Source organism: Sulfurospirillum diekertiae, assembly GCF_011769985.2.
In the GTDB taxonomy this organism is placed as follows: domain Bacteria; phylum Campylobacterota; class Campylobacteria; order Campylobacterales; family Sulfurospirillaceae; genus Sulfurospirillum; species Sulfurospirillum diekertiae.
Genome location: NZ_CP039734.2, coordinates 1,946,854 through 1,970,043, shown reverse-complemented (window position 1 = coordinate 1,970,043; position 23,190 = coordinate 1,946,854). Strand labels below are relative to the sequence as shown.

The window sequence follows — 23,190 nt, the reverse complement described above, 5'->3', positions numbered from 1 at the left end:
TTTAGAATAAAATCTTAATAACCGCTTCAATAATACATCTACTTAGTTTGAATTTTTCTAAAGTTCTGAATTCAGCTTTAAATGGGGATACTAGGTTTACTGAGATAATTACAATTTTATGAAGATAATTTACATATTTGCATCATACTAAGAGATAAATGTGGAAACAAGCTATAGGGTGTTATAATCCGCGAAAAAAAGAAAGAGTCATCTATGGTAGAAGTGAACAATTTAACGATGCGTTTTGCGCATCAGCTTTTATTTGAAAATATCAATTTAAAACTCGACAAAGGTAAACGCTACGGTCTTATTGGTGCCAATGGCGCTGGAAAAACAACCTTTTTAAAAATTTTGTCAAGACAAATCGAAGCAACCAGTGGCAATATTTCAATTGAAAATGGCCTAAGAGTCGGTGTTTTAAATCAAAATCAATATGCTTTCGAAGAGTTTACCCTTAAAGATGCGGTTATGTATGGCAACAAACGTTTGTTTGATGCGATTAAAGAAAAAGAGCACTTGTATGCTACCGGTGATTTTGCAGATGATAAAGTGAATGACCGTTTAGCCGAGCTTGAGATTATCTGTGCAGAAGAAGACCCAACCTATGAAGTAGAAGTGAATATTGAGAAAATTTTAGGCTCTCTTGGCTTTCCTGTTGATGCTCAAGAGACATTAATGAGTGAACTTACCGGTGGTGATAAATTTAAGATTTTGCTCGCCCAAGTACTTTATCCAAAACCTGACGTTCTCTTCTTGGATGAGCCTACCAACAACCTAGACCTTGAAGCGATTTCGTGGTTGGAAGAGCAATTACTACGCCATGAGGGTACGATGGTGGTTATCTCACATGATAGACACTTCCTTAATTCTGTTGTTACCAATATTTTAGATGTTGATTTTAAAAAAATCCGCGAATTTACGGGTAATTATGATGAATGGTATATGGCAGCAAACTTAATTGCCAAACAACAAGAAGTGGATAGAGATAAAAAACTGAAAGAGAAAGAGGAACTTGAGGCATTTGTTAGACGCTTTTCAGCCAATGCTTCTAAAGCAAAACAAGCTACTTCCCGTCAAAAAAGACTTGAAAAACTTGATATCGCTGACATTCAAACATCTTCACGCCGTGATCCAAGTATTGTTTTCCGTATGGGACGCGACATCGGTAACGAAGTCCTTGAAGTTGAAGGGATTGAAAAAAGCTATGGCGATCAAAAAGTCATTCATAACATGAGTTTCAAAGTTGAGAAAGGCGAAAAAATAGCATTGATTGGACACAATGGTGTGGGTAAAACAACACTTTGTAACATCATTATGGAACAATTAGAATCAGATGCTGGCACAATTAAATGGGGCGCAACGATTATTCCAAGCTACTTTCCTCAAAATACAACCGATATTATTACGGGTGATTTTCAACTCTTTGAGTGGCTACAACAGTATGATGAGAAAAAAGATCTTGATGAGATTAGAAAATGCCTAGGACGTATGCTTTTCTCTGGTGAAGAGCAAAAGAAAAGTGTTTCACAGCTGAGTGGTGGTGAAAAACATCGCATGATGCTCTCTAAAATGATGCTTCAAAAAGGCAATTTCTTAGTCCTTGATGAACCCGATAATCACCTTGATCTCGAGGCTATTATTGCGTTAGGAGAAGGGCTCTTTAAATTCCCTGGAAATGTTATCTGTGTTACTCACGATAGAGAGCTCATTGATGCGTTTGCAACACGTATTATTGAACTGCATCCGGATGGAACAGTGATTGATTTTAAAGGTGATTATGAAGCCTTTAGAGAGACATATGGCAGATAAAAAGTTACTTTTTAGCATTGGCTCTGCGCTCGATAAAGAGGATGGATGGCATTTTGAGGAAGAAAAAACTTCCTCAAAGTCAACAGAAATCAAACTTCCTTCGAAACATTTTTTAGTGTTAAAGATGGAAAAGCGTCAAGGTAAGCCTGTTTCGATGGTTGGTCCCTTTTTTCTTGAAAAAGAAGATTTGACCAAACTCTGCTCTTTGCTTAAAAAAAAGCTGGGCAGTGGCGGTACATGTAAAGAAGAATGGATGGAATTTCAAGGCGAATGTCGTGAAAAACTCAAAGGCTTTTTAGTGAATGAAGGATTTCGATTTAAGGGATAATAATGAACTATGTACTGAATGCACTTCTCCCTATTTGTTTAATTATTTTTATTGGGTATGCATTTAAGCATGCAAAATTTCCATCAACGGATTTTTGGCCAAAGATGGATAAATTTACTTATTATGTTCTCATGCCTTGCTTGTTGGTATACGAGTTGGCTGTTGCTAAAATTGATTTAACCTATACCGTCAATCTTGTCTTAGCTTCCCTCTTTGGGATTTTTATTATTTTAATCATTTTAATTTTGCTGAATTTGATTTTACATTTTGAAAATAGGGCATTTACGTCCATTGTTCAAGGGGGCATTCGTTTTAATACTTATGTTTTTTTAGCTTTGGTCAATGCTGTTTATGGTGGAGAAGGATTGGTTTTAGCCGCAATTGTAATTGCCTTTGCCATTCCATTTCTCAATATCTTATGTATCTCTGTTTTTGCAATTTATACGCGCGATGGCAAATTTTCTCTAAGCTCATTTTTTAAAACAATCGTTAAAAATCCTTTAATTGGTGCTTGTGTTATTGGTGGTGCCATTAATGCTTTTGGTATTTCTCTCCCTGTTTTTATTTTAAAAAGTATTGCTATTGTCAGTCATGCAGCCTTACCCATGGGATTGTTGTCCGTTGGTGTAGGGTTAGAACTTAAATATTTGAAACATGCTAAAAAAGAGTTAGTGGTTTCAAGTGTTGCCAAATTGGTCATTTTCCCCATGATCGCCTATGGGCTAGCCCAATTAATGGGACTGGTAGGCATGAGTTTATGTATCACTGTTATCTTTGCTTCGATGCCAACAGCGACTTCAGCACATATATTAGCACGAGAGCTTGGCGGAGATGTTTCATTGATGGCGTCTATCACCACACTTGAAACACTAGCGTGTGTTGGAACACTGTTTTTAATCGTTCCGCTCTTATAGCTGATAATCCATCTTAAAGCGCTCAATCTCAGCACTCTGCCCGATAACAACTAAAATATCACCAGAATCAAGTTTATGGTCGTGTCCTTCCGTGATAAAAATAAACTCTTTTTTGAGCTCTTTATCATGAATTCCCACTAAAAGCATGTTGTACTTCTGTGTTGGATAGCACTCTTTGAGCATGATACCGTTTAAAGTAGAGTGAGCCGTAATAGTAATCTGCTCCATATTAATGTCTTCTGTTCCAAAAATAGTTTCATCAAGCACCTGCATGACTTCAGGTTGGGTAATCAGTTTATAGATTCTTTTACCGCACATTTGATAGGGATCTAAAACGGTACTTGCTCCTGCAATTTCAAGTTTATGAATGGCATCTTTAGTGTGAGTTGTTGCAATAATTTCAACTTTTGGATCAAGGGAGCGAATTGAAAGTGTTAAAAAAACATTTTGAACGTCTTCTTCAAAAAGGGTAAAGACGAATTTGACATCTTCTCCAATCCCCAGAGTCACAAGTGTTTCATCATCGCTGTAGTCGAGTATTAAAAGATTGCATCCAAGTTTTTTTGCCCTTGGTAACAATGTTGGATCGTTGTCAATATAGGTAAAAGTATAACCTTGTGCTTTAAGCCTTGTTCCTATCTCGATAGCGGAACGTGTAAAACCAAAAAGGAGAATTTTACTATCATTCATAGAACACTCCTTTTATCATTGAGTTTGCGTAGGATATTGATGTGGTGTTTTCTCCCCATGATGATGAGCATGTCATGATCTTTAAGTACAAAATCGTTCGATGGATTAAAATGAAAAGGGACGCTCTCGTCTTTACGTAAAATACCAAAAAGAAGTAGCCTTTTTTCATGAAGTGAGAGTACTTCAATCGTTTTATTGGTAAAGCAGGAATGTTCATGAATGGAGATGATATCAAAAATAACGCCAGTATTCTCTGTGAGCATCTCTTCAAGGGCTGCATAAGAGATCGGTTGATCAATATATTGCGCCCCCATTAATCCTATGGTTTCATCGGCACCAAAAGCGTAATTGGCACCTGCTAAAAAGTATTTCTTCTTATGGGTATTTTTAATGACGCGTGCGATGATAATAATCTGTTTACTGAGGCTTCGCGCGGTGAGGGTGATAAAGACATTCAGTTCATCGCTATTGGTTGCGCAAATGATTTGTGCTGCCCGCTTACCAACACCTAGAGCACCGAGTATTTTACTTTTAGAGGCATCTGCAACAATGCCAATAAGTCCTCTTTGTTGTGCCAATTTAATTTTGGATGGATCATTATCGATAATGACTAGATTGTAGCCATCTTCGTGGAGCATTTTGGCGACCACTTCTCCCACACGTCCGTATCCGCAGATAACAATGTAGTTTTCCAATTTATCGACATCGGCAAAGGTACGGCTCTCTTTCAGCTCAATAAGCTTACTTTGAAACGATGAAACGATAATAGACGTCAAAAACGCAATAATCGCAACACCAAAGATAATAAGAAGCATGGAAACAACCATACCTTCTGTCGTGACGGGAACAATGTCACCATATCCAACCGTACCCATGGTTACGATTGCCCAATAAATAGCATCAAAAAGGGTGTTTATTTTTGGATTTTGATGTGTCTCAAAAATATAAATAGCAGAGCTTCCCGTAAAGATAACAAAGCTTGCAAAGATCGCTAAGGTAAAGAGTTCAAACTTTTTTTCCGTAATGATCTCCGTAAAGGTTTTCATACTTCTGGCATAACGAAAGAGCTTAAAAATTCTAAAAAGAAGAAAAATTCTTAAAAAACGAAGAGGGCGATAGCTTGGTAAAATCGCTAAAAGATCAATAATCGCAAGAGGTGAAAAAATATAGTCTAGTTTTTTCTTAATGATGATAAAAAGTGCACGTCTTAGAGAGAAAGGGATGTCATTGTTTGTTGCATGATCATATGCCTCTAAAAAGAGCTTATGACTATCTGAATAAATCCAAAAGCGTAGAAGATATTCGATGACAAAAACAATTAAAGAAAATTGTACAAAAGCATCTAAATAGGGTAGTCCATCAGGATGTTTTACCTCATACAGAAGGAAAAGAACACTGAAAACAACCAGTAAAACCATGAAAATATCAAAGTAAAATTTGAGTTTAGAGTGTTGTGACTCCAAAAGTGTCCTGCAAAATTCTTTTGCACGATGGTAGCGTATGGATGCATCTAAAAAATAGGCAAATCGAACAAAAAGGGTCGTAATATAGCCCATTTAAAACCTTTAAAAAAAGTATCAATGCCTTTACATGTAAAGGCTAATAACCTGCTTTTTGAAGCAGTGAAACTATCTCTCCCACTTCAGGAAAGCGCTCTATGGGTGTACCAATTTTTTCCGTTTTGGAAAAAATAACAATGTCGTCAACGACAACATCGAAAAATCCGCCTATTTTTGGTGAAAGGGTTGTTTTGGCATTTGGATAGGCACTTAAAATTTCATCTTTCACACGGAAAGCTCTTGGCATATATCCTCAGCGTGTACAGTAGTAGATGACAATATTCATATTCATTCCTTATGTTTTATTCGTGTTCTGTATTTTCGACAAAAAGAGTTGCATTGGTGCAAGCATTATACAATTGATCTGTCTTAAAACAAGGGTAATGTTTAAGTGCAGAAATAGTCGCATCCGTATCACTTGAATGGTTCATTTCTGTTGCGATAAACAGTAGTTCACCTAAAAATCCCTCATGAAAGAGAAGGGCTGTTTTAATTTCATCATCGAGATTGACATGATTGAGAAATTCTAGCATGGAAATATTCAAATACGTATCTATTAATGAAAGACTCCCCGTTAAAAAAGCTTTGTTTGCAAGTTCGGCTTTTTTACAGGTAAGGGCAAGTTCTTCCATCGCTTTAGCTCTAAATTTTGCATTGTTGAAAATTTCTATTCCAAAGGGGTGATTTTGGGGTGCACCGTATAAAAAAAGTCCTAACCATGAAAGAATTTTTTGAGGTCCTAAAAGTAAGATCATCTGTTTAATGGATGTAATTTTATTTTTGAAATGATAAGCACCCGAATTGACATGACGTAAAAGGTTATACACAAGATCAGGACATGTTTCAAACTTTTCTGTGATGTAAGCAACATCATTATTCCCTTGAATACAGTTCATCAATCTTAAGGCATTGGCGGTTAGCGGCTCAATTTGTTTGCCGCTTAAAATAACAGGTTTCTCAAAAAAATACCCTTGAAACAAATGAAAGTTAAGTTTACGGCAGGCTTCATACTCTTCATGCGTTTCTATTTTTTCTGCAAGGAGAGGAATGTGTGTTTTAAGTTTATCAATAGAGGCTTTAAGATTGGGAAGACCAATCGCTTGGATATCGACTTTGATGATTTCAATATAAGGGAAAAGTGGCGTATAAGCGTTGATCATGGCATCGCTGCAATCAAAATCATCTAGCGAAAAACGATACCCAAGGCTATTTAAATGCTTCACACGTTCAAATAAGGCTGGGGAGACTTGTGTATGTTCTAGAATCTCAAAGCCAAAATGTTCTTTAGGGAGAAGTAAAATAGCATCACTAAAGAGCATCGTCTCATCAACATTGATATAACCTACTTTTTGTCCAATAATAGGCGCAAGACCAATATTGTGAACCATGTTGACCATTACACGTGCTGTTGCTTTAGCGCTATCTTGAAACGTCGCTATATTATTCTGATCACATGAACGGTACAAGAGCTCATACCCAAAGCACACACCTTCTTTATCAAAAATAGGTTGTCTACCCACGTAAGTGCTCACACAATGCTCCTTAATCTTTAAGAAAGTTCTTTGATGAACTCATTTTAGAATAACACATGACAGTGTCAATGTGTTTGCATCTACCACCATTGTGCACAATGGTGGTTTACTTTCCCACGAGAGTGTCACAAGGCTTGCTCATTTGAGCTGGGAAATTTTTCTCATTGAGGGGAAACGTTATTTCTTACTTTTTTTCTCATCTTCGAATTTGATATTCACCATACCGCAAAACTTTTTATCTTTGTAATAGTGTACCATGTAAGTGGTTTCATCTTTATCAATCGCATACGTTTTGATAAAATCTTTTGGTTCAACCTTGATACCACCTTCACTTACAACGCCCGGTTTTGAAAAACCGATGATGTTAATACGATATCCGTTAATAGGGTCGACTTGGAAACTGTTTTTAGCGCTAATCAAAGAGCCAATTTTAGCTGTTGTTTTTTTGCCATCAATAATCAAACTAACGTCATTTAAAGAGTGTTCAAATTCAATAAAATCAGGTTTAAGTGTTGAAACCAGCATATTGCCATTCATGATCTTGTATTCATCTTTTTCTTTGATAACCGCTATTAGTGGGTTATTGCTTGTATAGACAAGTTTGTCTTTATTCATAGGAAAAAATTTGATATAAGGTTTAAGTGTGGAGAGATCTAACATGATTTTGGTTGGAGGAATCTCTATAATTCCCTCATCATGAAGAAGTTTCTTGATGTTTTCTTCTGTCAGATCAAACGAGCGTGAATATTTGATGTTCATGACATTCATAAATTTTTCAATCGTTTTGAGTTGATAAAAAACTTTTTGTGAAAGGTTCGTAATATTTTTACTGGTTTCAATCGCAAAAGCTGGCTTGTTATTGGTGATAGAAAAATACGTTAGGCTTTGTTGCATCGCCTTGTCTTGCGTTTTGGTATTGGTGTTTTTGACATTAAATTCATGCACATCTTCGATGAGTCCAACATTTGTCTCTTGGTTCACTTTGGTTGCGATATCGGCAAGATTGCCATACTTTGCATTGGGGATTTGTTGTTGATCAATAATGGTTGCTTGTCCCCATGCTTTTGGGTTAAAGTTCTTATCAATTTGATGTTCGCGGTAAAAACCTTGTCCATCGTGTAGGTTTAAGGTCAAATCTACTTTAGGGTTTAAAATAAGCTTTTTGATCTCTGTAACCGTGTCAAAATCTTTGTCTTTGGTTTCAATTTTGGCAAATTTACGGTTCATATCGCCGTTGATACCACGAGAGTTTTTGACAATACTATCAAAGTTAAGGTTTGGAACGATCCAAAGAGTGCCGCTTTCTATTTTATAATATCTGGACAGAAGCATCGGTGCAAAGTAGCCTCCAGGTTCATCGCCATGAATTCCACCTACAATGAGAAGGGTGCTTCCTTCTTTGCCACTCTCCTTTTTGATGAGGGAGTAGTGTAAATTAGCGCTAAGCGCATACGTTGAGAGTACAAAACAGAGACTAAGAACCACTTTTTTCATTCGTTATCTTTAATGATTATTTTCTAAATTTATCCTAAAGATTACCAAAAGAGAGATTAAACTATGCCCAAAAATGGGGTCAACTACGTAATTTATCGTGCAAAATAGTAACAAAATTATCAAAACTTGGTAGATGAAGATTGGATTCACGTTGTTTGATGCCCCACATGGATTCAGGAAAGTGTGAATCTTCCTCAAAACGTGCCATAACGTGTATGTGCAGATGTGGAACATAGTTACCAAACATCGCAATATTTATTTTTTTGGGATTGTAATAAAAACGCATGGTCTCTTCCACAACGAGCATTGCTTTTAAGAGAACTTCTTGAGTCATTGGATCACAATCGCTTAGCTCTTTGTAGGGTTTTTGGGTAAAGATTTTAACCCAAGGGATAAGGGCATTCTCTTTTTCGATATAAAAATAGTCATTTTCGTAAAGTTTTTGTGACATTAGTTTTCCTTAAAACGGTTTTTATAGGTGCATTTTTGGCATAAACTTTCTACGGCTTTGTCGTGTTTAAACCCTTCAATAATCGCTTTGGTGCGTGGAGTATTGAGAATCTCACTCAGTGCGTTTACATGTAAATCTCCCAGTTCCATGACGCCATCCTTATCAAGACAGCACGGCACGACTTTCCCATTGCTGAGAATGCCAAAATGGGAACGAAGCCCTTGGCAGGTTCCATCACTCTGGTGGCTGGACTGAAGGCTAGGCCATTCAAAATAGTCGTCAAAGTGAAGGCGTATTTTTTCACTTAAGCGGATGGAGCGAGGTTTTTGCTCATAAAGTGTCTTTACATGTAAAGGTGTGTGAAAGACTTTTTCGAGGTAGGTAAAGATCTTTTCATTAAATGTTTCTTCACTATGAGTTTCGTTCCTATTCCATAAACGCAGATTGATGAAAAGGTTTGGGCTATGCTCTAATTTAAGCGCACAGAGTTTGATAATAGGTTCCATATAGGCTTCAAAAGAGAGTGGCATACTGTTTTTATTGTAACTATTGAGCGAGATATTGATCTGTTTGATGGCAGGATGTAAAAGTGTTTGAAGATTATGCTTACTCAAATAATAGCCGCTGGTTGTCAGCATGACCTTAAAATTCTTTTTACATGTCATATCCAAATAGGCTTCTAAATTGGAAAGTGTGAGTGCATCACCGCCCATATGGTAGGCTATCTCTTTGGTGTAAGGCTTTAATTCATCCAGCACGTGTTCAAAAAAAAGAAGTGACATGCTGTGTGTTGGAAGTGTTTTAGGAGGGCAAAAACTGCATGCGAGCCCACAGATATTGGTGAGCTCGACATAGACGCGGTAAAATTTCATACGTACCTTTAAAAGTCGTTTCTAAGTTCTTTGGTTTCAATCATACTTGGATCAAAACGTTTACAACAATTGCGACCACTATCTTTTGCATTGTAAAGCGCAATATCTGCAAATTTAATACACTTCCAGAGTGAATCAGAATCTTTAGGAAAGATAGATGCCCCTACACTCAGTGTTTTGTAAAATGTAGCACTCGTATTGGACTGAATAGGCATTTTCTCAAAGGCAAGGCGTATCTTTTCTGCAATTTGCATGACCATCGCATCTTCGCATTCATACAGTAAAACCAAAAATTCTTCACCACCAAAGCGAAAAGCTGTATCGGATTCACGAATATTGGCTTTGAGTGCTTGTGAAAGGGCTTTTATCGCGCGATCTCCAATATCATGTCCATAAGTATCATTGACCATCTTAAACCAGTCAATGTCAATCATGAGAATACCATAGATAATGCCATTGCGTTTCGCTTGGGAAAGCGCTTTTTCGATGTATTCATCAAGGTATTTGCGGTTATAAAGCTCTGTCAAAGCATCGGTAGTAGAAGAGACTTTTAAAATTTCCGTCAAGTTTTTACTGACCAATTCTGGACGTGCGGCATCAATGTAATTTTGTATTTTTGGAAGCAGAGTTTTGGTGTGGGTCAGCTCTTCAGGCGTTCGTTCCCAGATACTTAAAAGCAATTCTAAATCACTGCTAATCAAATAAGGAATACACAAGTGGGATGCAGAGGTGTTGCACAATCCACAGATATCACGAAATTGATCGGATGTAACGGTCTGTTTGGTGCGTAATGCGCGACAATTTAAATTAATCGAACGCTTTTGAGAGGAAGCATCAAAGACAATATTGGGGTGAATGTCATTTTTCCCTGATTCGATGAGTACAAAATCTTTCAGTCCAATATCGTGTTGCAAAATAGAACCGATACGATGATAGACTTGTTCTTTATCTTCGTCAAATTCGATCGTACGTTTAAATTGATAGATGTCTGAGAGTTCATGGACAATGCTTTGAGTTTCTAACAAAAGATCAGGTTGGTGATTAGGTGAGAGTGCCAAAAATTTCTTGACGGTCATCTCAATATCCGTAAGTGTCCCTTCCAGTTTATCCAATAAAGAGTTGATACCAAATTTTACATTTTGGTACTCTTTTTCTTGACTTGAACAGCGTACACGCCTGACGTATTCACCCTCTTGTGCTTTGTTCATAACAAACGTAATGGAATGGAAAATTTCCATTAAAGGGCGCATAGACCTATTGATGATCAAAAAGACCAACAGCATGATCACAATTGAAAAGCCTAAAATCATCAAAGCATTCAAAATGCCATTCGTACGTGCTTCGGTAATATCAAAGACGATACTAATAGAGCCTAGCACTTCCCCTTCTTTGGTTTGGTGGCATTGCATACAGTTGGGCGTACCATGCTCGGTTGCGATATAAGGCGTTGTGACGCGTAATTTGACATTGCCGGAGTCTTCGATAATTTGTTTATGCACGGTAGCACTGTTTAAAGCTTCTTCATCAATACTGTCGCGTGCTACTTCGTTGCTAAATCCTTTGCCAAATTGATTGATGACCGAGTTACTGCGTACGACCCAGAGAGCATCGACACCTTTTGCCGTACTGATTTTTTTGAGAAAAAATTCTCTTTGAGCCATTGTGCCGCTAAGCATATGAGCACTCAGTCCATCTTGCACTAAATTGGCAATAATTTGTGCTTTTTCTTCAGCATTCTTGATTCCTAAATTGCGGATAGAAAGTGCTGATATAACCATTAATAGCATAAATGAGATAAAAATCGTTCCAACAATAATCAAAGAAAGCTTTTTTTGCATCACCCTTCCTTACATGTCATTCATTATTCTACGGTCACACTTTTTGCAAGATTGCGAGGCATATCCACATCGTTTCCAAGGCGAATCGAAATCTCTAAAGCAAGGAGTTGGGTAATGAGCATCATCTCAAAAAATTCTCCCATCATATGTGTATGAGGTTTCGTTTTAATAAAATCATCGGCTAATTCAAATGGCTCTGGACTGATCACCAAGAGGGTAGAATCACGTGCGCTCAACTCTTCAACGTTACTTTTCATTTTATCGTATAAGAGATTTTTGGGCATTAGCGCAATGGTGAAAAGCTCACTATCGGCAAGTGCGATAGGACCGTGTTTCATCTCTCCTGCGGGGTAACCTTCTGCATGAAGGTAACTGATCTCTTTGAGTTTCAGTGCGCCCTCAAGTGCAAGTGGATAGAAAATATCGCGACCAATGAAGAAAAAGCCATGCCCGTGTAAATAACGTTTGGAGAGGCGGCGAATTTTTTCATGGGTTGTTTCACTGACTTTGAGAATGAGCGGGACACGAAGTAAGGCTGCAATTTCGCTTTGCAACGTTAGAGCATCCATACTTTTTTTGTGCTCACCCACATAAAGAGTCAAAAGCCAAAGTGTAATGACCTGCGTTGCAAATGCTTTTGTGCTTGCAACACCCTTTTCGATACCGGCGCGAGTGAGAATAGTCATATCGGCGGTTCGCACAATTGAAGAGTTATCGACATTACAGATGGCGAGGGTTCGCATACCACTCTGTTTTGCCATCTTGAGTGCTTCTAGTGTGTCTGCCGTTTCACCGCTTTGTGAAATAACAATAAAAAGCGTTCGTGTATCTAAAAGTGGTTCTTTATAGCGAAATTCACTGGCAATTTCCACATTACAGCGAATTTTTGCCAAGCGTTCAAACATATAACACGCACTTAGAGCCGCGTGATAACTGGTACCACAGGCGCAGATTTTAATGGCATCAATATGGGTAAGATCAAGACTAGAGAGTTCATCCAAGATAATCGAATTGTCTTTGATTCGACCCATTAATGTTTCACCCACCACTAAAGATTGTTCGTAAATCTCTTTTTCCATAAAGTAGCGGTAACCATCTTTTTGGGCTGAGAGTTTATCGTGCGTTAGTGTTTTAAAGTCAAGATGTTGTGGTACATGATTGTTCAAAAGGGTGATTTCTTGATTTTTTGCCCAACCATATTCGCCATCTTCAAGGTAAACAACTTCTTGAACAAGTCCGATAAGGGGTGCATCTGAAGAGCTAAAATAAACTTCACCACTCGTACTTTTACCGAGCAATAAAGGAACGGCATTTTTGGCGAAGAAGATAACATCGGGCGCTTTTTTACTGATTAGCAAGATAGCGTAAGCGCCCTGCAATGAAGCAACCGTTTTTTCAAATGCTTTAAAACAATCTTTTAGTTCTCTGACGTTCTTTTCAAATAGGTGAACCGCCACTTCTGTATCGGTTTGACTTAAAAATTTTACACCATCTTTTAAAAGCTCGTCTTTGATCTCTTTGTAGTTTTCGATGATACCGTTATGAATGATGTACGAAAATTCTCCCCAGTGAGGGTGTGCATTGGCTTCGGTTGGCTTACCATGTGTTGCCCACCTCGTATGTCCGATGCTGACACCAAATCCTTCTGAGTGAAAGTTTTCCACTTTGCGAGCAAGATTCGTGAGTTTTCCTGTGGCTTTAAACGCGGTAATTTCGCCCTCTTTAAGGACGGCAATTCCTGCTGAATCATACCCTCTGTATTCAAGTTCTTTGAGACCACCTAGCAAAAAATTGCGTTTTTCTTTTGTTCCAATATAGCCAACAATTCCACACATAAACGGTACCCTTTTAATAAAAATAATCTAGTATATTTTGTCCATTGTTGCATAAGCGCGCTGTCTTTTCGATTAAAAGTAGGTTCCGCGTCCTATTCTTAATAGTCTGAATCTTTGCCATTGCAATATCAATTCCGTGCTCATCAAACACACTCATCAAATATGCCATAAGACCGTGTTGATTTTTGGTATTGACGTGCATCAATGCATACGATTTGGAGTGTTCACAGTCAATATTAATCTCATTTTTAAGAATAATTGGTTTTTTCAATGTAACTTTTTTGCTCATATCAAATGAGTTGTCGATAAGCTCACAAATCAGCTCAATATCATTCTCTGTGACTTTCTCATTAAAGTCGATTTGGAAGTATTTTTTGCCATCAAAGAGCTTGTAAATATCCATCTGAACCAGATCAAGATAGGAGAGTTTTCCTAAGAGGTAACCGATGTTAAAGCTTTTACCTCGGATCACCGTGATGCTGAGGTGCGAATCGTTGTTAATTTTATAACAGTAAGAGTCAATAGGTGTCTCGTCTGCTTCTTTGACAATTTGGACAATAGCATTTGGTTTCAGCTTAAGGAAAAAGAAATTGGATTGTACCGAGAGTGTTTTTTTCTGTAATGCTTTGGAAAGGGCTAAAAATTCAGGACTTTTTTTAAGACTATTTTCTTTGCGCAAACGTTTAGTCGTCTCATCGATGAGCTCTTCTTTATCGAACATATCAAGGCTGTAATTGTAAAATTCACGCAGTAATTTGGCAACAAAACCGGTGTAAATATTGTCATTGACCGCGTTGGTGTCCGCATAGGTGAGAATATACAGTAGCTTTAAAATTTGGGGGTTTTGAAGCTTTGAAATAAAGGCAAGGACAACTCTTTCATCGTAAATATCTTCGCGGTTTGCCGTATTGCTCATTAGTGTATGGTTTTTAATAAGCGTAATGCCCGTCTCAATCGCTTGTTCTGAAAACTCTAATTTCATCGCGTAGGCTCTGAAGATTTTTGCACCCAGTTCACTGTGATCGCCTTTTCTTCCTTTGCCTATGTCATGTAGAAATGCGACCAGTTTTATGAGCGCTTTTCCTTCAGGACAGAGATCGTCAAAGAGTGATTTGATGAAAGGCTCTTTGATGTTTTCTAAGTGATAGAGTGTGTGCAAAGAGTGAATATCCACAGGCAGTTTATGATAACCATCAAACTGCGCAAGGTTGAGAATTTGGCGTACAGGCTTGATGAGTTGTTGCAAAAGCGAAGCTTCATACAGAAGGCTAAAAAGAGTGTAAAGATTTTGTTGAAATAAAAGTGCTCTGAACTGTTTGTAAATTTTTTTGGAGTTATGGGGTGCAAAATGAGCGTTTTTGATGTAATGCACATAACTAATGTCGAAGCTAAGTTTTGGGTCGTCAAACTGTTGCAGTTGTGCTAAAACGACACTCAAGCTTGGACTCGGTTTTTTAAAAGAGGCAAAAACACAATGATCGACCACATAAAGTCCTTTTTCGACACGACCACGTTTGAGAGCACTCAAACGTGTTGGTTGCGAGAGGATAGAGGAGGTAAGCTTACGCATAAAGATTTTACATGTAACGTCAATCGTGTGCATTGCCGACATCGTTTTGGAGGCAAGTTGCATTTGGGCATTTTTTAAGATTTTATTTTCAAAGCCTAGTTTTTCAGCCACATCGGGGATAAATTCAAGGTTGAGTACATCTTGTTTTTTCTTAGCACTGAGGTGTAGGGCTGAACGTACACGAAATAAGAATTCTAATGAACTTCGAAACTCTCGGTACTCTTCTTCATCAATAATCTCAGGCACACGGTCACGTATGCGCATATTTCCAAAGAGAATTTTGCAAATCCATGAAAGTGTATTGGCATCTCTGAGCCCTCCCACCCCTTCTTTGATGTTAGGTTCCATGCTCATCGGATGTTTGGCACGTCTTTCTTCATTGGCTTCAACGATCTGTTGAATCACCTCTTTTTTTTGCCAACGTTGAATTTTTAAGAGTTCACGTTCGGTTTCCATCCATAAAAGTTTTGAACCGCATAAAAAGCGAGATTCTAGCATCGCTGTTTTGATGGTGAGATCTTGGTTGCTAGCAGGTACTAACTCTTCAAGTTTATGCGTGCGATGTCCGAGTTTTATGCCTGCATCCCATGCAAGATACAGCATTGACTGGATCATAGGCTCGATGTTATAGCCTGGAAGTGCTTTATACACAACCATCAGATCCGTATCTGAGTAGACACAGAGCTCTTCTCTTCCATAACTTCCCATACCAACCAGCACGACAGGGATAGAGTTGACAAAAGGCATATAATTGCCAAAATATTTGCGTAAGGTGTATTTGTAAATGAGAATGATAAATTGATCAATCTGCTTAGCATGTTTGACTAAAAAATCTTTACCTTGGTTTTCGACAAAAATTTCATTCAATGAACCAAGATAATTTTTAATATGTTCTTTAATGAGCTTTGATATTTCAAAATCATCGGCATTTTTGTCAATTAGGTCTTCAATAATCTCTTCGATTTCCATGCAGCATTCCTCAAAAAACGTATGGGATATCATACAAAAAAAGAGCTTACTTCTCGCAAAATATGTTATAAAATCGTGACAAAAGTGTGCTAAAAAATAAAATTTACACATTAACATTCGTTTTATCAAGCGAGGAGTAGAATTTCAATCTTGCAACATGGTCCGTTAGCTCAGTTGGTAGAGCATATCACTCTTAATGATGGGGTCGTAGGTTCGAAGCCTACACGGACCACCATTTTATTTCCCCCATTTAACCTTATGAAATCTAAGCTATAATACTTCCAAATTAAAGACTCTCAAACTTTACATGTAAAGGATATATTTGATGCAAAAGCCGTATTTAAGAGCTTTCCCTGATGCAAAAGGCTATTTTGGAAAATTTGGTGGAGCTTATTTACCACCTGAACTCGAAGCGCAATTTAAAAAGATTGAAGAGGCGTACTTAACCATCGGTAATTCGCATGATTTTATCCGCGAACTTCGCGATATTCGCAAACATTATCAAGGTCGTCCCACACCAGTATATTATGCCAAACGTCTTAGTGAATATGTTGGAGGCGCACGTATTTACCTCAAACGTGAAGATTTAAACCACACGGGTGCGCACAAACTCAATCACTGCATGGGTGAAGCACTTTTGGCGAAATACTTAGGCAAGAAAAAACTGATCGCAGAAACGGGAGCGGGGCAACACGGTGTCGCACTTGCCACGGCGGCAGCATACTTTGGACTTGAGTGTGAGATACATATGGGTGAAGTGGACATCGCTAAAGAACATCCTAATGTCGTACGTATGCGTGTTCTTGGCGCAAAAGTTGTACCGGTGAGTTTTGGCGCTAGGACGCTCAAAGAAGCAGTGGATTCTGCTTTTGTAGCGTACTTGCAAGACCCAGAAAATAGCATCTACTGCATCGGCTCAGTCGTAGGCCCTCATCCGTTTCCGATGATGGTACGTGACTTTCAAAGTGTGGTCGGCATCGAAGCACGTGAGCAATTTTTAGAGATGACAGGCAATCTTCCCGATAACCTAGTTGCGTGCGTCGGTGGTGGCAGTAATGCGATGGGACTTTTCTCCGCGTTCATTGAAGATCCATGTGAAATGTATGGCGTTGAACCAGGAGGCAAAGGCACAAAACTCGGCGAACATGCCGCGAGTCTCACCTATGGAAGCGAAGGCATACTGCATGGTTTTAACTCCATTATGCTGAAAAATGAAGAGGGTGAACCTGCTGCCGTTCATTCGGTAGCAAGTGGTTTAGATTACCCTTCCGTTGGACCTGAACATGCGTATCTTAACTCTATTTCTCGCACCAAAGTTGGCATTGCCAATGACGCGGAAACCATTCAAGCCTTTTACGATCTAAGCCATTACGAAGGCATTATCCCAGCGCTTGAGAGTGCCCATGCAGTCGCCTTTGCGATGAAATTGGCGAAAGAAAAGCCGTATGAGTCTATCTTGGTTAATTTGAGTGGACGAGGCGATAAAGATATTGATTTTGTGGTGGAAAATTATAAGCCTGAGGATTACATGTAAAAAGTTACAAAGGATAATTATAGATTGATAAAGCTAGAATTAACTTTTGAAAAATGGAGAATACAAAATGCTTATATTAGAAAAAAATAATATTGAAATAGAAGATAGTGAAGAAAATGAATACGAGAGTGGCAACAATGTTATTACGAATCCATTTTCAACTAAAGATATTGCAATCAATAATAGAATTGTAGTTCTCCCCAGTCTTGTAACTAAACTAACACATGATGAAATTGATTTAAATCCTGAGTTTCAAAGAAATGAAGATTTATGGGATAGAAAAAAAATGAGCAGACTTATCGAGTCTATCTTACTAAAGCTTCCACTACCCGTATTTTATTTCGATGTGAGCACTCCTGAAAAATGGATTGTTGTTGATGGGCTTCAAAGGCTTTCTAGTATTAAGAAATTTATGGTCGATAAAAAATTAAAACTTCAAAACTTGGAATTTTTAACTGAACTTAATGGCAAAAGTTATGATGATTTAGATAGAAATCTTAAACGAGTTATTGAAGATACACAACTTATAACTTATCAGATCGAAGCACAAACTCCCAAAAAAGTTCGTTACTCTATCTTTCACCGTATTAATACGGGTGGACTTGTTCTTAATGCACAAGAGATACGACAGGCTCTTAATCAAGGAGGGCAAGGTGTGAAATTCCTCAAAGATATTGCCGAAAATGAAGTTTTTAAAACTATTGTAGGTCTCAAGTCAAATCGTATGTCTGATAGAGAATTAGTATTAAGATTTGTTGCTTTTAAATTGCCAACTTATCAAGAGTTTACATTCAATAATATGGGTGAATTTTTGGACGATAGCATGGATAAATTGGACAAAATAAAAGATGAGGTTCTTCTTGAAAACTTAAAAAAAGATTTTTTAGAAACGCTTGAATTTACAGAAAATATTTTGGGAGCAGGGCATCGTTTTAGTAGATCTATTGCCAATGATGATAAAACAAAATCTTTAAATCGTTCATTATTTGATGTGGTTACTGTTTGCTTTAGCAATATTCAAAATAAAGAAAAATTTTTAGAAAGGAAAGATTTATTTGTTGAAAAATTTCTAAAACTTTTAAAGGATGAACAAAGTGATTTTACTAATGCCATTACTAAAGGTACTAGCGGTAAAGGGGCAGTAGAAACACGGTTTAAAATTATGAATGGGTTAATTAAAGAGGTCATAGATGAAAATTGAAAACATACAAATTAAGAATTTTAAATCGCTTAGAGATATTGAAATAACATTAAAAGGGTTGACACTCATTACGGGGATCAATAGTAGTGGTAAATCAACATTTATCCAATCACTATTGTTATTAAAAGAAAACCGAGAGTTAATTAATCAAATAGTTACTAACAGTATGATGATGTCTTCCATGAAAGAACATTCAGAGCCTTTAAGAACACATATTATAAAGCTTGTCGAAGATACCAAAAATCAACCATTGTCTTTGGAGGGCGAATATATTCATCTTGGCGATAAAAAAGATATATTTAATCAAGAAGTCTATGAGGAAGATATAAGTATATTGATAAGTACTTTGCCATTGAAGGAAATAAGTTTTACTATAAACTATAATAATTTGTCATTGAGTACTACATCCCCAATTCCTATATCAAATGTAATTAATTTGTTCTCTGATGATTTTCAATACCTTAATACGGACAGAATTCAACCTAGTAGGACGTACGAATTATCCGAACGTCATGTTAGAAAAAATTTGCTAGGCACTAAAGGTGAATATACAGCTCATTACTTGGATGAAAATAGACATAAGCCTTTGAATATTAAAGCATTAAAACATAACGACGCAAAAACTGATAGGCTTTTAGACAATGTATCATTTTGGCTTAGCGAAATAAGTAATGGCATAGAGGTACTCCCTAAAAAACATTTAGATACACATCAAGCAAGTTTATCGTATCAATATACTTATGGAGAAAATACGACTAATGAGTATAGCCCTTTAAATGTAGGCTTTGGAATTACCTATGTATTACCAATTATCGTGGCAATATTAAAATCAAAACCGGGTGATTTGCTTATCATCGAAAATCCAGAATCTCATCTTCACCCTGCTGGGCAAGCAAAAATTGCAAAATTATGTGCCATTGCAGTATCCAATGGCGTTCAAATTATTGTGGAGTCTCACAGTGACCATTTTCTCAATGCAATTCGAGTCGCTACAAAGCAAAATATTCTAAAACCTGAAGATTCTGTTATTTATTATTTTAGTAAGAGAAGTGATTTAATGGAGACAAAAGTAGAGCAACTTTTGATTGATGAGAACGGTAAAATTAACAAAAGTTGGCCAAAAGGATTTTTTGATGAGTACGATAAACAATTGGATCAATTGATTACATGGTAAAGTTTTCTGTTTTTAATGAACTTTCATTGCCAATTCCTCATGAAAGTCTATTTGGCTCTTTTTTTCAAGTTTTAGAACACCTTAAAATAGTTGGATTAGACAAGATTCGAATGGATCTGGAGTTTACACAGTACCCTGAAATATTGCCCCATACAACATTTCAACAGTTTTTTGGTCAACTTCAAGATCCTGATAAAAAAACAAGATTGCGAAGTTTCATCAGTAATGGAATATGTGTTCTTGAATCTCCTCTTTTTGCAAATGATGAAGAAATAGATAGCCTAGGAGAGAAGATAGGACCTTGCTATCTTTTTGAAGGGCACTCCACCCTGGGCGGATTAGCATGTGCAGATATTTGGGGAACGATTGCTGTTAGTTTTGCTTCAGCTGAAAAATGGAAAAACCCTTTAATTGCATTAGACAAAGATAGCACATCAATTGACATTAAACATATATCGGATGAAGCCCACATATCAATACACCAAGATTTTTTTAATGCATTCGAGGAGTGGTTGCAGTTAGATATTACACCTTTGAATTTTTGGTCAAAAAAAGATGAGCTTTTCAAAGAAAAAATCATCTTTTGTGAGGAAGTAAAAAAGCAAATTATAAATATTGATACAGTTATTTTTTCGCAAGCAGTAGCTATTTTAAGAAGCATTGAAACTGGTGAAAAAGCTTTGTCTGATTTTGTTACTAGTGGTGAAAGTTTAAGTGTAGAACAAGATTCTGATTTGAAAAAACTGAGGGAATTTACAATAGAAGGGACAAAAGCGTATTTTCAAAACCATATTAAGAAGCCGAATGGATATAGAATACACTACTTTGAAAAAGATGACAAAATTTATATAGGATACATTGGAAAACATTTAAAAACAAAAAAATATGACTAATTTTGTTTTATGGTACTTTGGATAATTTATCCTTAAATGAAATGAATCAAAAAATTATGACATTATTTAGTAGAATCTCATTTAACCTCTCTTTACAAAAAAAGTTGCTAAAATCCATCTTTATTTCAAATGATGAAAGTAACCTATGACGCTTATCGAAAAACTCGAAAATAACGAACGCTTAAGCCTTGACGATGGTATAGCGCTCTACGATCTTGACCTCTTTACGTTAGGTAAATATGCTAACCAAAGACGCAAAAATCTTCATGGTAACAAAGTTTTTTTCAATGTCAACCGACATATTAACCCTACGAATATCTGCAAAGACATCTGCAAGTTTTGCGCTTTCTCTGCCAACCGTAAAAATCCAAATCCTTATACGATGACCCACGAAGAGATCTTAAAGATTTTAGATCATTCGGTAAATGACAACCATATTACTGAAGTGCATGTGGTCTCTGCTCACAATCCTGCAACGGGACTTGAGTGGTATTTGGAGATTTTTTCTAAAATCAAAGCACGTTTTCCGCATTTACATGTAAAGGCTTTAACCGCAGCTGAGATCAACTTTTTGGCAACAGAATACCATCTCAGTTTTGAAGAAGTCATTGATAAGATGATTGCGCATGGTGTGGATTCAATGCCCGGTGGTGGCGCTGAAATTTTTGATGAGGGTGTGCGTGAGTACATTTGTAAAGGTAAAGTCAGTTCAACGGAGTGGTTGCACATTCATGAACTCTGGCATAAAAAAGGGCATGAGTCCAATGCCACGATGCTCTTTGGACATGTGGAAAAACGTGAACATCGCATTGATCATATGCTTCGCCTTCGTGACTTGCAAGATCGGACACATGGCTTTAATGCATTTATTCCCCTTGTCTATCAACGCGACAATAACTATTTAAAAGTAGACGATTTTTTAAGCTCAACTGAGATTCTCAAAACCTTTGCGATCAGTCGTCTGATGCTTGACAACATCAACCACATCAAAGCCTACTGGGCAACATCAACGATCAACTTAGCGCTTGTGGCGATGGAGTACGGTGCGGATGATCTAGATGGTACGATTGAAGTGGAATCCATCCAATCTGCCGCAGGTGCGAACAGCGCCAAAGGGCTTGGAATGCAAAGTATTTTAGAGCTGATTGAAACGAGTGGTTTTACTGCCGTTGAGCGTGATAGCCTCTACAATGAACTCAAGACATATTAATATCTTAATTTAAAGGATCTACTTTGGTGGACTTTTTCAAACTGGAAAAAAATGGTACAACGGTCAAAACCGAGTTTACAGCTGGGTTTACGACGTTTTTGACCATGATGTACATCGTGCCTGTCAATGCTATTATCATGAGCAAAACGGGTATGCCAATGGAAGCATTGATCACCGCGACGGCTTTGATTACAATTTTTTCGTCCATTCTTAATGGACTTTGGGCGAACACACCGATTGCTATGAGCGTGGGTATGGGACTTAATGCTTACTTTACGTTTGGTTTGGTTTTGGGTATGAAAGTGCCTTGGCAAACCGCTCTTGGGGTTGTGTTCCTCTCAGGGCTTTTGTTCCTCGTTCTTTCTTTAACACCGCTTCGGGTGTGGATTATGAAGAGTGTGCCACACGATCTTAGACGTGCGATTAGTGCGGGTATTGGCTCTTTTATCGCCTTTATTGGACTTAAAAGTATGGGAATGGTGATTGCCAATCCTGCTGTTTTGGTCGGCGTGGGTAATTTTAAAAATCCTAATGTCTTGCTGGGTGTTTTAGGCCTTGTTTTAGTGTTTGCGTTTTACTCATGGAAACTCAAAGGCTCATTTATCTTAGCTGTTGTCACAACGGCGATTGTAGCGTGGGTTGTAGGCATCGCTCCTTACCCAACAGAATTTTTTTCGCTTCCTGCTTCAGTCAGTCCCATTGCTTTTGAGCTTGATATTAAAAGTGCCTTGACCTTTTCACTTTTTCCTGTGATTATTACCTTCTTGATTACCGATTTGTTTGACTCACTTGGAACGCTTGCAGGCGTTGGTTTTCGTGCAGGTTTGTTTAAAGATGATGGTAAAGAGCTTCAAAAAACATTAGAAGTGGATGCACTTGCCAGTACTGTGTGTGCGGTAGTGGGTGTTTCTACTACCACGGCATTTGTCGAAAGTGCCGCAGGTGTAGAAGAGGGTGGACGAACAGGGTTAACGGCTATTGTGACAGGACTTTGTTTTGTATTGACGCTGTTTATGATGCCTCTGTTTAAGGCGATTCCTGAAAATGCAATCTATCCTGTTTTGGTCATGGTCGGTGTTTTGATGTTTGGGGAACTTTCCCACATTAACTTTAAAGATACCGCTATTGCCGTTTCAACGTTTTTGATTGTCATAATGATGCCTTTAACCTTCTCCATTACCAACGGTTTGGCATTTGGTTTGATTTCGTATGTACTCATTAAAGTGATCAAAAAAGAGTTTAAAGATATTAACTTTGGTATTTTGTTTCTGACGTTTGTCAGTTTAACCGTATTTATCGTACAGGAAGGACATTAAT

19 protein-coding genes and 1 tRNA gene are annotated in these 23,190 nt (G+C 37.5%); 10 read left to right on the top strand and 10 right to left on the bottom strand.

Annotated features, from left to right (window positions below):
• The first annotated feature begins 213 nt into the window (after window positions 1-213).
• The 3 genes from FA584_RS10085 to FA584_RS10075 are packed head-to-tail and all read left to right on the top strand — an operon-like array spanning window position 214 to window position 3,051.
• Window positions 214-1,809: an ABC-F family ATP-binding cassette domain-containing protein gene (locus FA584_RS10085; RefSeq protein ID WP_167749365.1), complete on the top strand. Its 1,596-nt coding sequence runs from the start codon at window positions 214-216 to the stop codon at window positions 1,807-1,809.
• Window positions 1,778-2,137 carry an SUI1 family translation initiation factor gene (locus FA584_RS10080; RefSeq protein WP_167749364.1) on the top strand — a complete coding sequence of 120 codons (360 nt, stop codon included), beginning with the start codon at window positions 1,778-1,780 and terminating at the stop codon, window positions 2,135-2,137. The genes FA584_RS10085 and FA584_RS10080 overlap by 32 nt, the downstream gene beginning before the upstream one ends.
• A gap of 2 nt (window positions 2,138-2,139) precedes the next feature.
• Window positions 2,140-3,051: an AEC family transporter gene (locus FA584_RS10075; protein WP_167749363.1), complete on the top strand. Its 912-nt coding sequence runs from the start codon at window positions 2,140-2,142 to the stop codon at window positions 3,049-3,051.
• Here FA584_RS10075 and FA584_RS10070 read toward each other — a convergent pair.
• From FA584_RS10070 to FA584_RS10025, 10 genes are all read right to left on the bottom strand, one after another.
• A complete protein-coding gene (locus FA584_RS10070) occupies window positions 3,046-3,741 on the bottom strand; it encodes a potassium channel family protein (RefSeq protein WP_096047143.1) in 696 nt (231 codons plus the stop codon). The genes FA584_RS10075 and FA584_RS10070 overlap by 6 nt on opposite strands.
• A complete protein-coding gene (locus tag FA584_RS10065; protein ID WP_167749362.1) occupies window positions 3,738-5,297 on the bottom strand; it encodes a potassium channel protein in 1,560 nt (519 codons plus the stop codon). The genes FA584_RS10070 and FA584_RS10065 overlap by 4 nt, the downstream gene beginning before the upstream one ends.
• A gap of 43 nt (window positions 5,298-5,340) precedes the next feature.
• Window positions 5,341-5,529, bottom strand: a complete 189-nt coding sequence (locus tag FA584_RS10060) for an Rdx family protein (protein ID WP_167749361.1) — start codon at window positions 5,527-5,529, stop codon at window positions 5,341-5,343.
• A gap of 73 nt (window positions 5,530-5,602) precedes the next feature.
• Window positions 5,603-6,832, bottom strand: coding sequence for an EAL and HDOD domain-containing protein (locus FA584_RS10055; RefSeq protein WP_167749360.1), 1,230 nt, complete (start codon window positions 6,830-6,832; stop codon window positions 5,603-5,605).
• Window positions 6,833-7,009: 177 nt separating this feature from the next.
• Complete coding sequence (locus FA584_RS10050) at window positions 7,010-8,326, bottom strand: M99 family carboxypeptidase catalytic domain-containing protein (protein WP_096047139.1); 1,317 nt, start codon at window positions 8,324-8,326, stop codon at window positions 7,010-7,012.
• Between the two features lie 79 nt (window positions 8,327-8,405).
• A complete protein-coding gene (locus tag FA584_RS10045; RefSeq protein ID WP_167749359.1) occupies window positions 8,406-8,777 on the bottom strand; it encodes an HIT family protein in 372 nt (123 codons plus the stop codon).
• Window positions 8,777-9,649 carry a radical SAM/SPASM domain-containing protein gene (locus FA584_RS10040; RefSeq protein WP_167749358.1) on the bottom strand — a complete coding sequence of 291 codons (873 nt, stop codon included), beginning with the start codon at window positions 9,647-9,649 and terminating at the stop codon, window positions 8,777-8,779. Before FA584_RS10040 ends, FA584_RS10045 begins: the two co-directional genes overlap by 1 nt.
• Before the next feature lie 8 nt (window positions 9,650-9,657).
• A complete protein-coding gene (locus tag FA584_RS10035; protein ID WP_096047136.1) occupies window positions 9,658-11,487 on the bottom strand; it encodes a GGDEF domain-containing protein in 1,830 nt (609 codons plus the stop codon).
• Between the two features lie 23 nt (window positions 11,488-11,510).
• Window positions 11,511-13,322: a glutamine--fructose-6-phosphate transaminase (isomerizing) gene (gene glmS / locus FA584_RS10030; protein ID WP_096047135.1), complete on the bottom strand. Its 1,812-nt coding sequence runs from the start codon at window positions 13,320-13,322 to the stop codon at window positions 11,511-11,513.
• Window positions 13,323-13,335: 13 nt separating this feature from the next.
• A complete protein-coding gene (locus FA584_RS10025) occupies window positions 13,336-15,861 on the bottom strand; it encodes a [protein-PII] uridylyltransferase family protein (RefSeq protein ID WP_096047134.1) in 2,526 nt (841 codons plus the stop codon).
• A 159-nt stretch (window positions 15,862-16,020) separates the two neighbouring features.
• On the opposite strand from FA584_RS10025, the gene FA584_RS10020 reads away from it, so the two are divergent.
• From FA584_RS10020 to FA584_RS09990, 7 genes are all read left to right on the top strand, one after another.
• Window positions 16,021-16,096 (top strand) — tRNA-Lys (locus FA584_RS10020).
• Window positions 16,097-16,186: 90 nt separating this feature from the next.
• On the top strand, window positions 16,187-17,395 hold the full coding sequence (trpB, locus tag FA584_RS10015; protein WP_167749357.1) for a tryptophan synthase subunit beta: 1,209 nt from the start codon (window positions 16,187-16,189) through the stop codon (window positions 17,393-17,395).
• 67 nt (window positions 17,396-17,462) lie between these two features.
• Window positions 17,463-18,596, top strand: a complete 1,134-nt coding sequence (locus FA584_RS10010) for a DUF262 domain-containing protein (protein WP_167749356.1) — start codon at window positions 17,463-17,465, stop codon at window positions 18,594-18,596.
• On the top strand, window positions 18,586-19,770 hold the full coding sequence (locus FA584_RS10005; RefSeq protein WP_167749355.1) for a DUF3696 domain-containing protein: 1,185 nt from the start codon (window positions 18,586-18,588) through the stop codon (window positions 19,768-19,770). The genes FA584_RS10010 and FA584_RS10005 overlap by 11 nt, the downstream gene beginning before the upstream one ends.
• A complete protein-coding gene (locus FA584_RS10000; RefSeq protein WP_167749354.1) occupies window positions 19,764-20,663 on the top strand; it encodes a hypothetical protein in 900 nt (299 codons plus the stop codon). The genes FA584_RS10005 and FA584_RS10000 overlap by 7 nt, the downstream gene beginning before the upstream one ends.
• Window positions 20,664-20,808: 145 nt before the next feature.
• Window positions 20,809-21,873 (top strand): aminofutalosine synthase MqnE, encoded by a 1,065-nt coding sequence (mqnE, locus tag FA584_RS09995; protein ID WP_167749353.1) that lies wholly within the window; start codon window positions 20,809-20,811, stop codon window positions 21,871-21,873.
• 26 nt (window positions 21,874-21,899) lie between these two features.
• The gene (locus FA584_RS09990; protein ID WP_167749352.1) at window positions 21,900-23,189 is read left to right on the top strand and encodes an NCS2 family permease; all 1,290 of its coding nucleotides are present in this window, start codon (window positions 21,900-21,902) and stop codon (window positions 23,187-23,189) included.
• Window position 23,190: the final 1 nt, after the last annotated feature.

What these genes read in the sequence shown, in the direction of transcription:
- mqnE (WP_167749353.1), top strand. Translation starts at nt 20,809, where the DNA reads ATGACGCTTATCGAAAAACTCGAAAATAACGAACGCTTAAGCCTTGAC.
- FA584_RS10025 (WP_096047134.1), bottom strand. Translation starts at nt 15,861, where the DNA reads ATGGAAATCGAAGAGATTATTGAAGACCTAATTGACAAAAATGCCGAT.
- FA584_RS10005 (WP_167749355.1), top strand. Translation starts at nt 18,586, where the DNA reads ATGAAAATTGAAAACATACAAATTAAGAATTTTAAATCGCTTAGAGAT.
- FA584_RS10075 (WP_167749363.1), top strand. Translation starts at nt 2,140, where the DNA reads ATGAACTATGTACTGAATGCACTTCTCCCTATTTGTTTAATTATTTTT.
- trpB (WP_167749357.1), top strand. Translation starts at nt 16,187, where the DNA reads ATGCAAAAGCCGTATTTAAGAGCTTTCCCTGATGCAAAAGGCTATTTT.
- FA584_RS10080 (WP_167749364.1), top strand. Translation starts at nt 1,778, where the DNA reads ATGAAGCCTTTAGAGAGACATATGGCAGATAAAAAGTTACTTTTTAGC.
- FA584_RS10045 (WP_167749359.1), bottom strand. Translation starts at nt 8,777, where the DNA reads ATGTCACAAAAACTTTACGAAAATGACTATTTTTATATCGAAAAAGAG.
- FA584_RS10000 (WP_167749354.1), top strand. Translation starts at nt 19,764, where the DNA reads ATGGTAAAGTTTTCTGTTTTTAATGAACTTTCATTGCCAATTCCTCAT.
- FA584_RS10070 (WP_096047143.1), bottom strand. Translation starts at nt 3,741, where the DNA reads ATGAATGATAGTAAAATTCTCCTTTTTGGTTTTACACGTTCCGCTATC.
- FA584_RS10050 (WP_096047139.1), bottom strand. Translation starts at nt 8,326, where the DNA reads ATGAAAAAAGTGGTTCTTAGTCTCTGTTTTGTACTCTCAACGTATGCG.
- FA584_RS10040 (WP_167749358.1), bottom strand. Translation starts at nt 9,649, where the DNA reads ATGAAATTTTACCGCGTCTATGTCGAGCTCACCAATATCTGTGGGCTC.
- FA584_RS10010 (WP_167749356.1), top strand. Translation starts at nt 17,463, where the DNA reads ATGCTTATATTAGAAAAAAATAATATTGAAATAGAAGATAGTGAAGAA.
- glmS (WP_096047135.1), bottom strand. Translation starts at nt 13,322, where the DNA reads ATGTGTGGAATTGTTGGCTATATTGGAACAAAAGAAAAACGCAATTTT.
- FA584_RS10035 (WP_096047136.1), bottom strand. Translation starts at nt 11,487, where the DNA reads ATGCAAAAAAAGCTTTCTTTGATTATTGTTGGAACGATTTTTATCTCA.
- FA584_RS10085 (WP_167749365.1), top strand. Translation starts at nt 214, where the DNA reads ATGGTAGAAGTGAACAATTTAACGATGCGTTTTGCGCATCAGCTTTTA.
- FA584_RS10065 (WP_167749362.1), bottom strand. Translation starts at nt 5,297, where the DNA reads ATGGGCTATATTACGACCCTTTTTGTTCGATTTGCCTATTTTTTAGAT.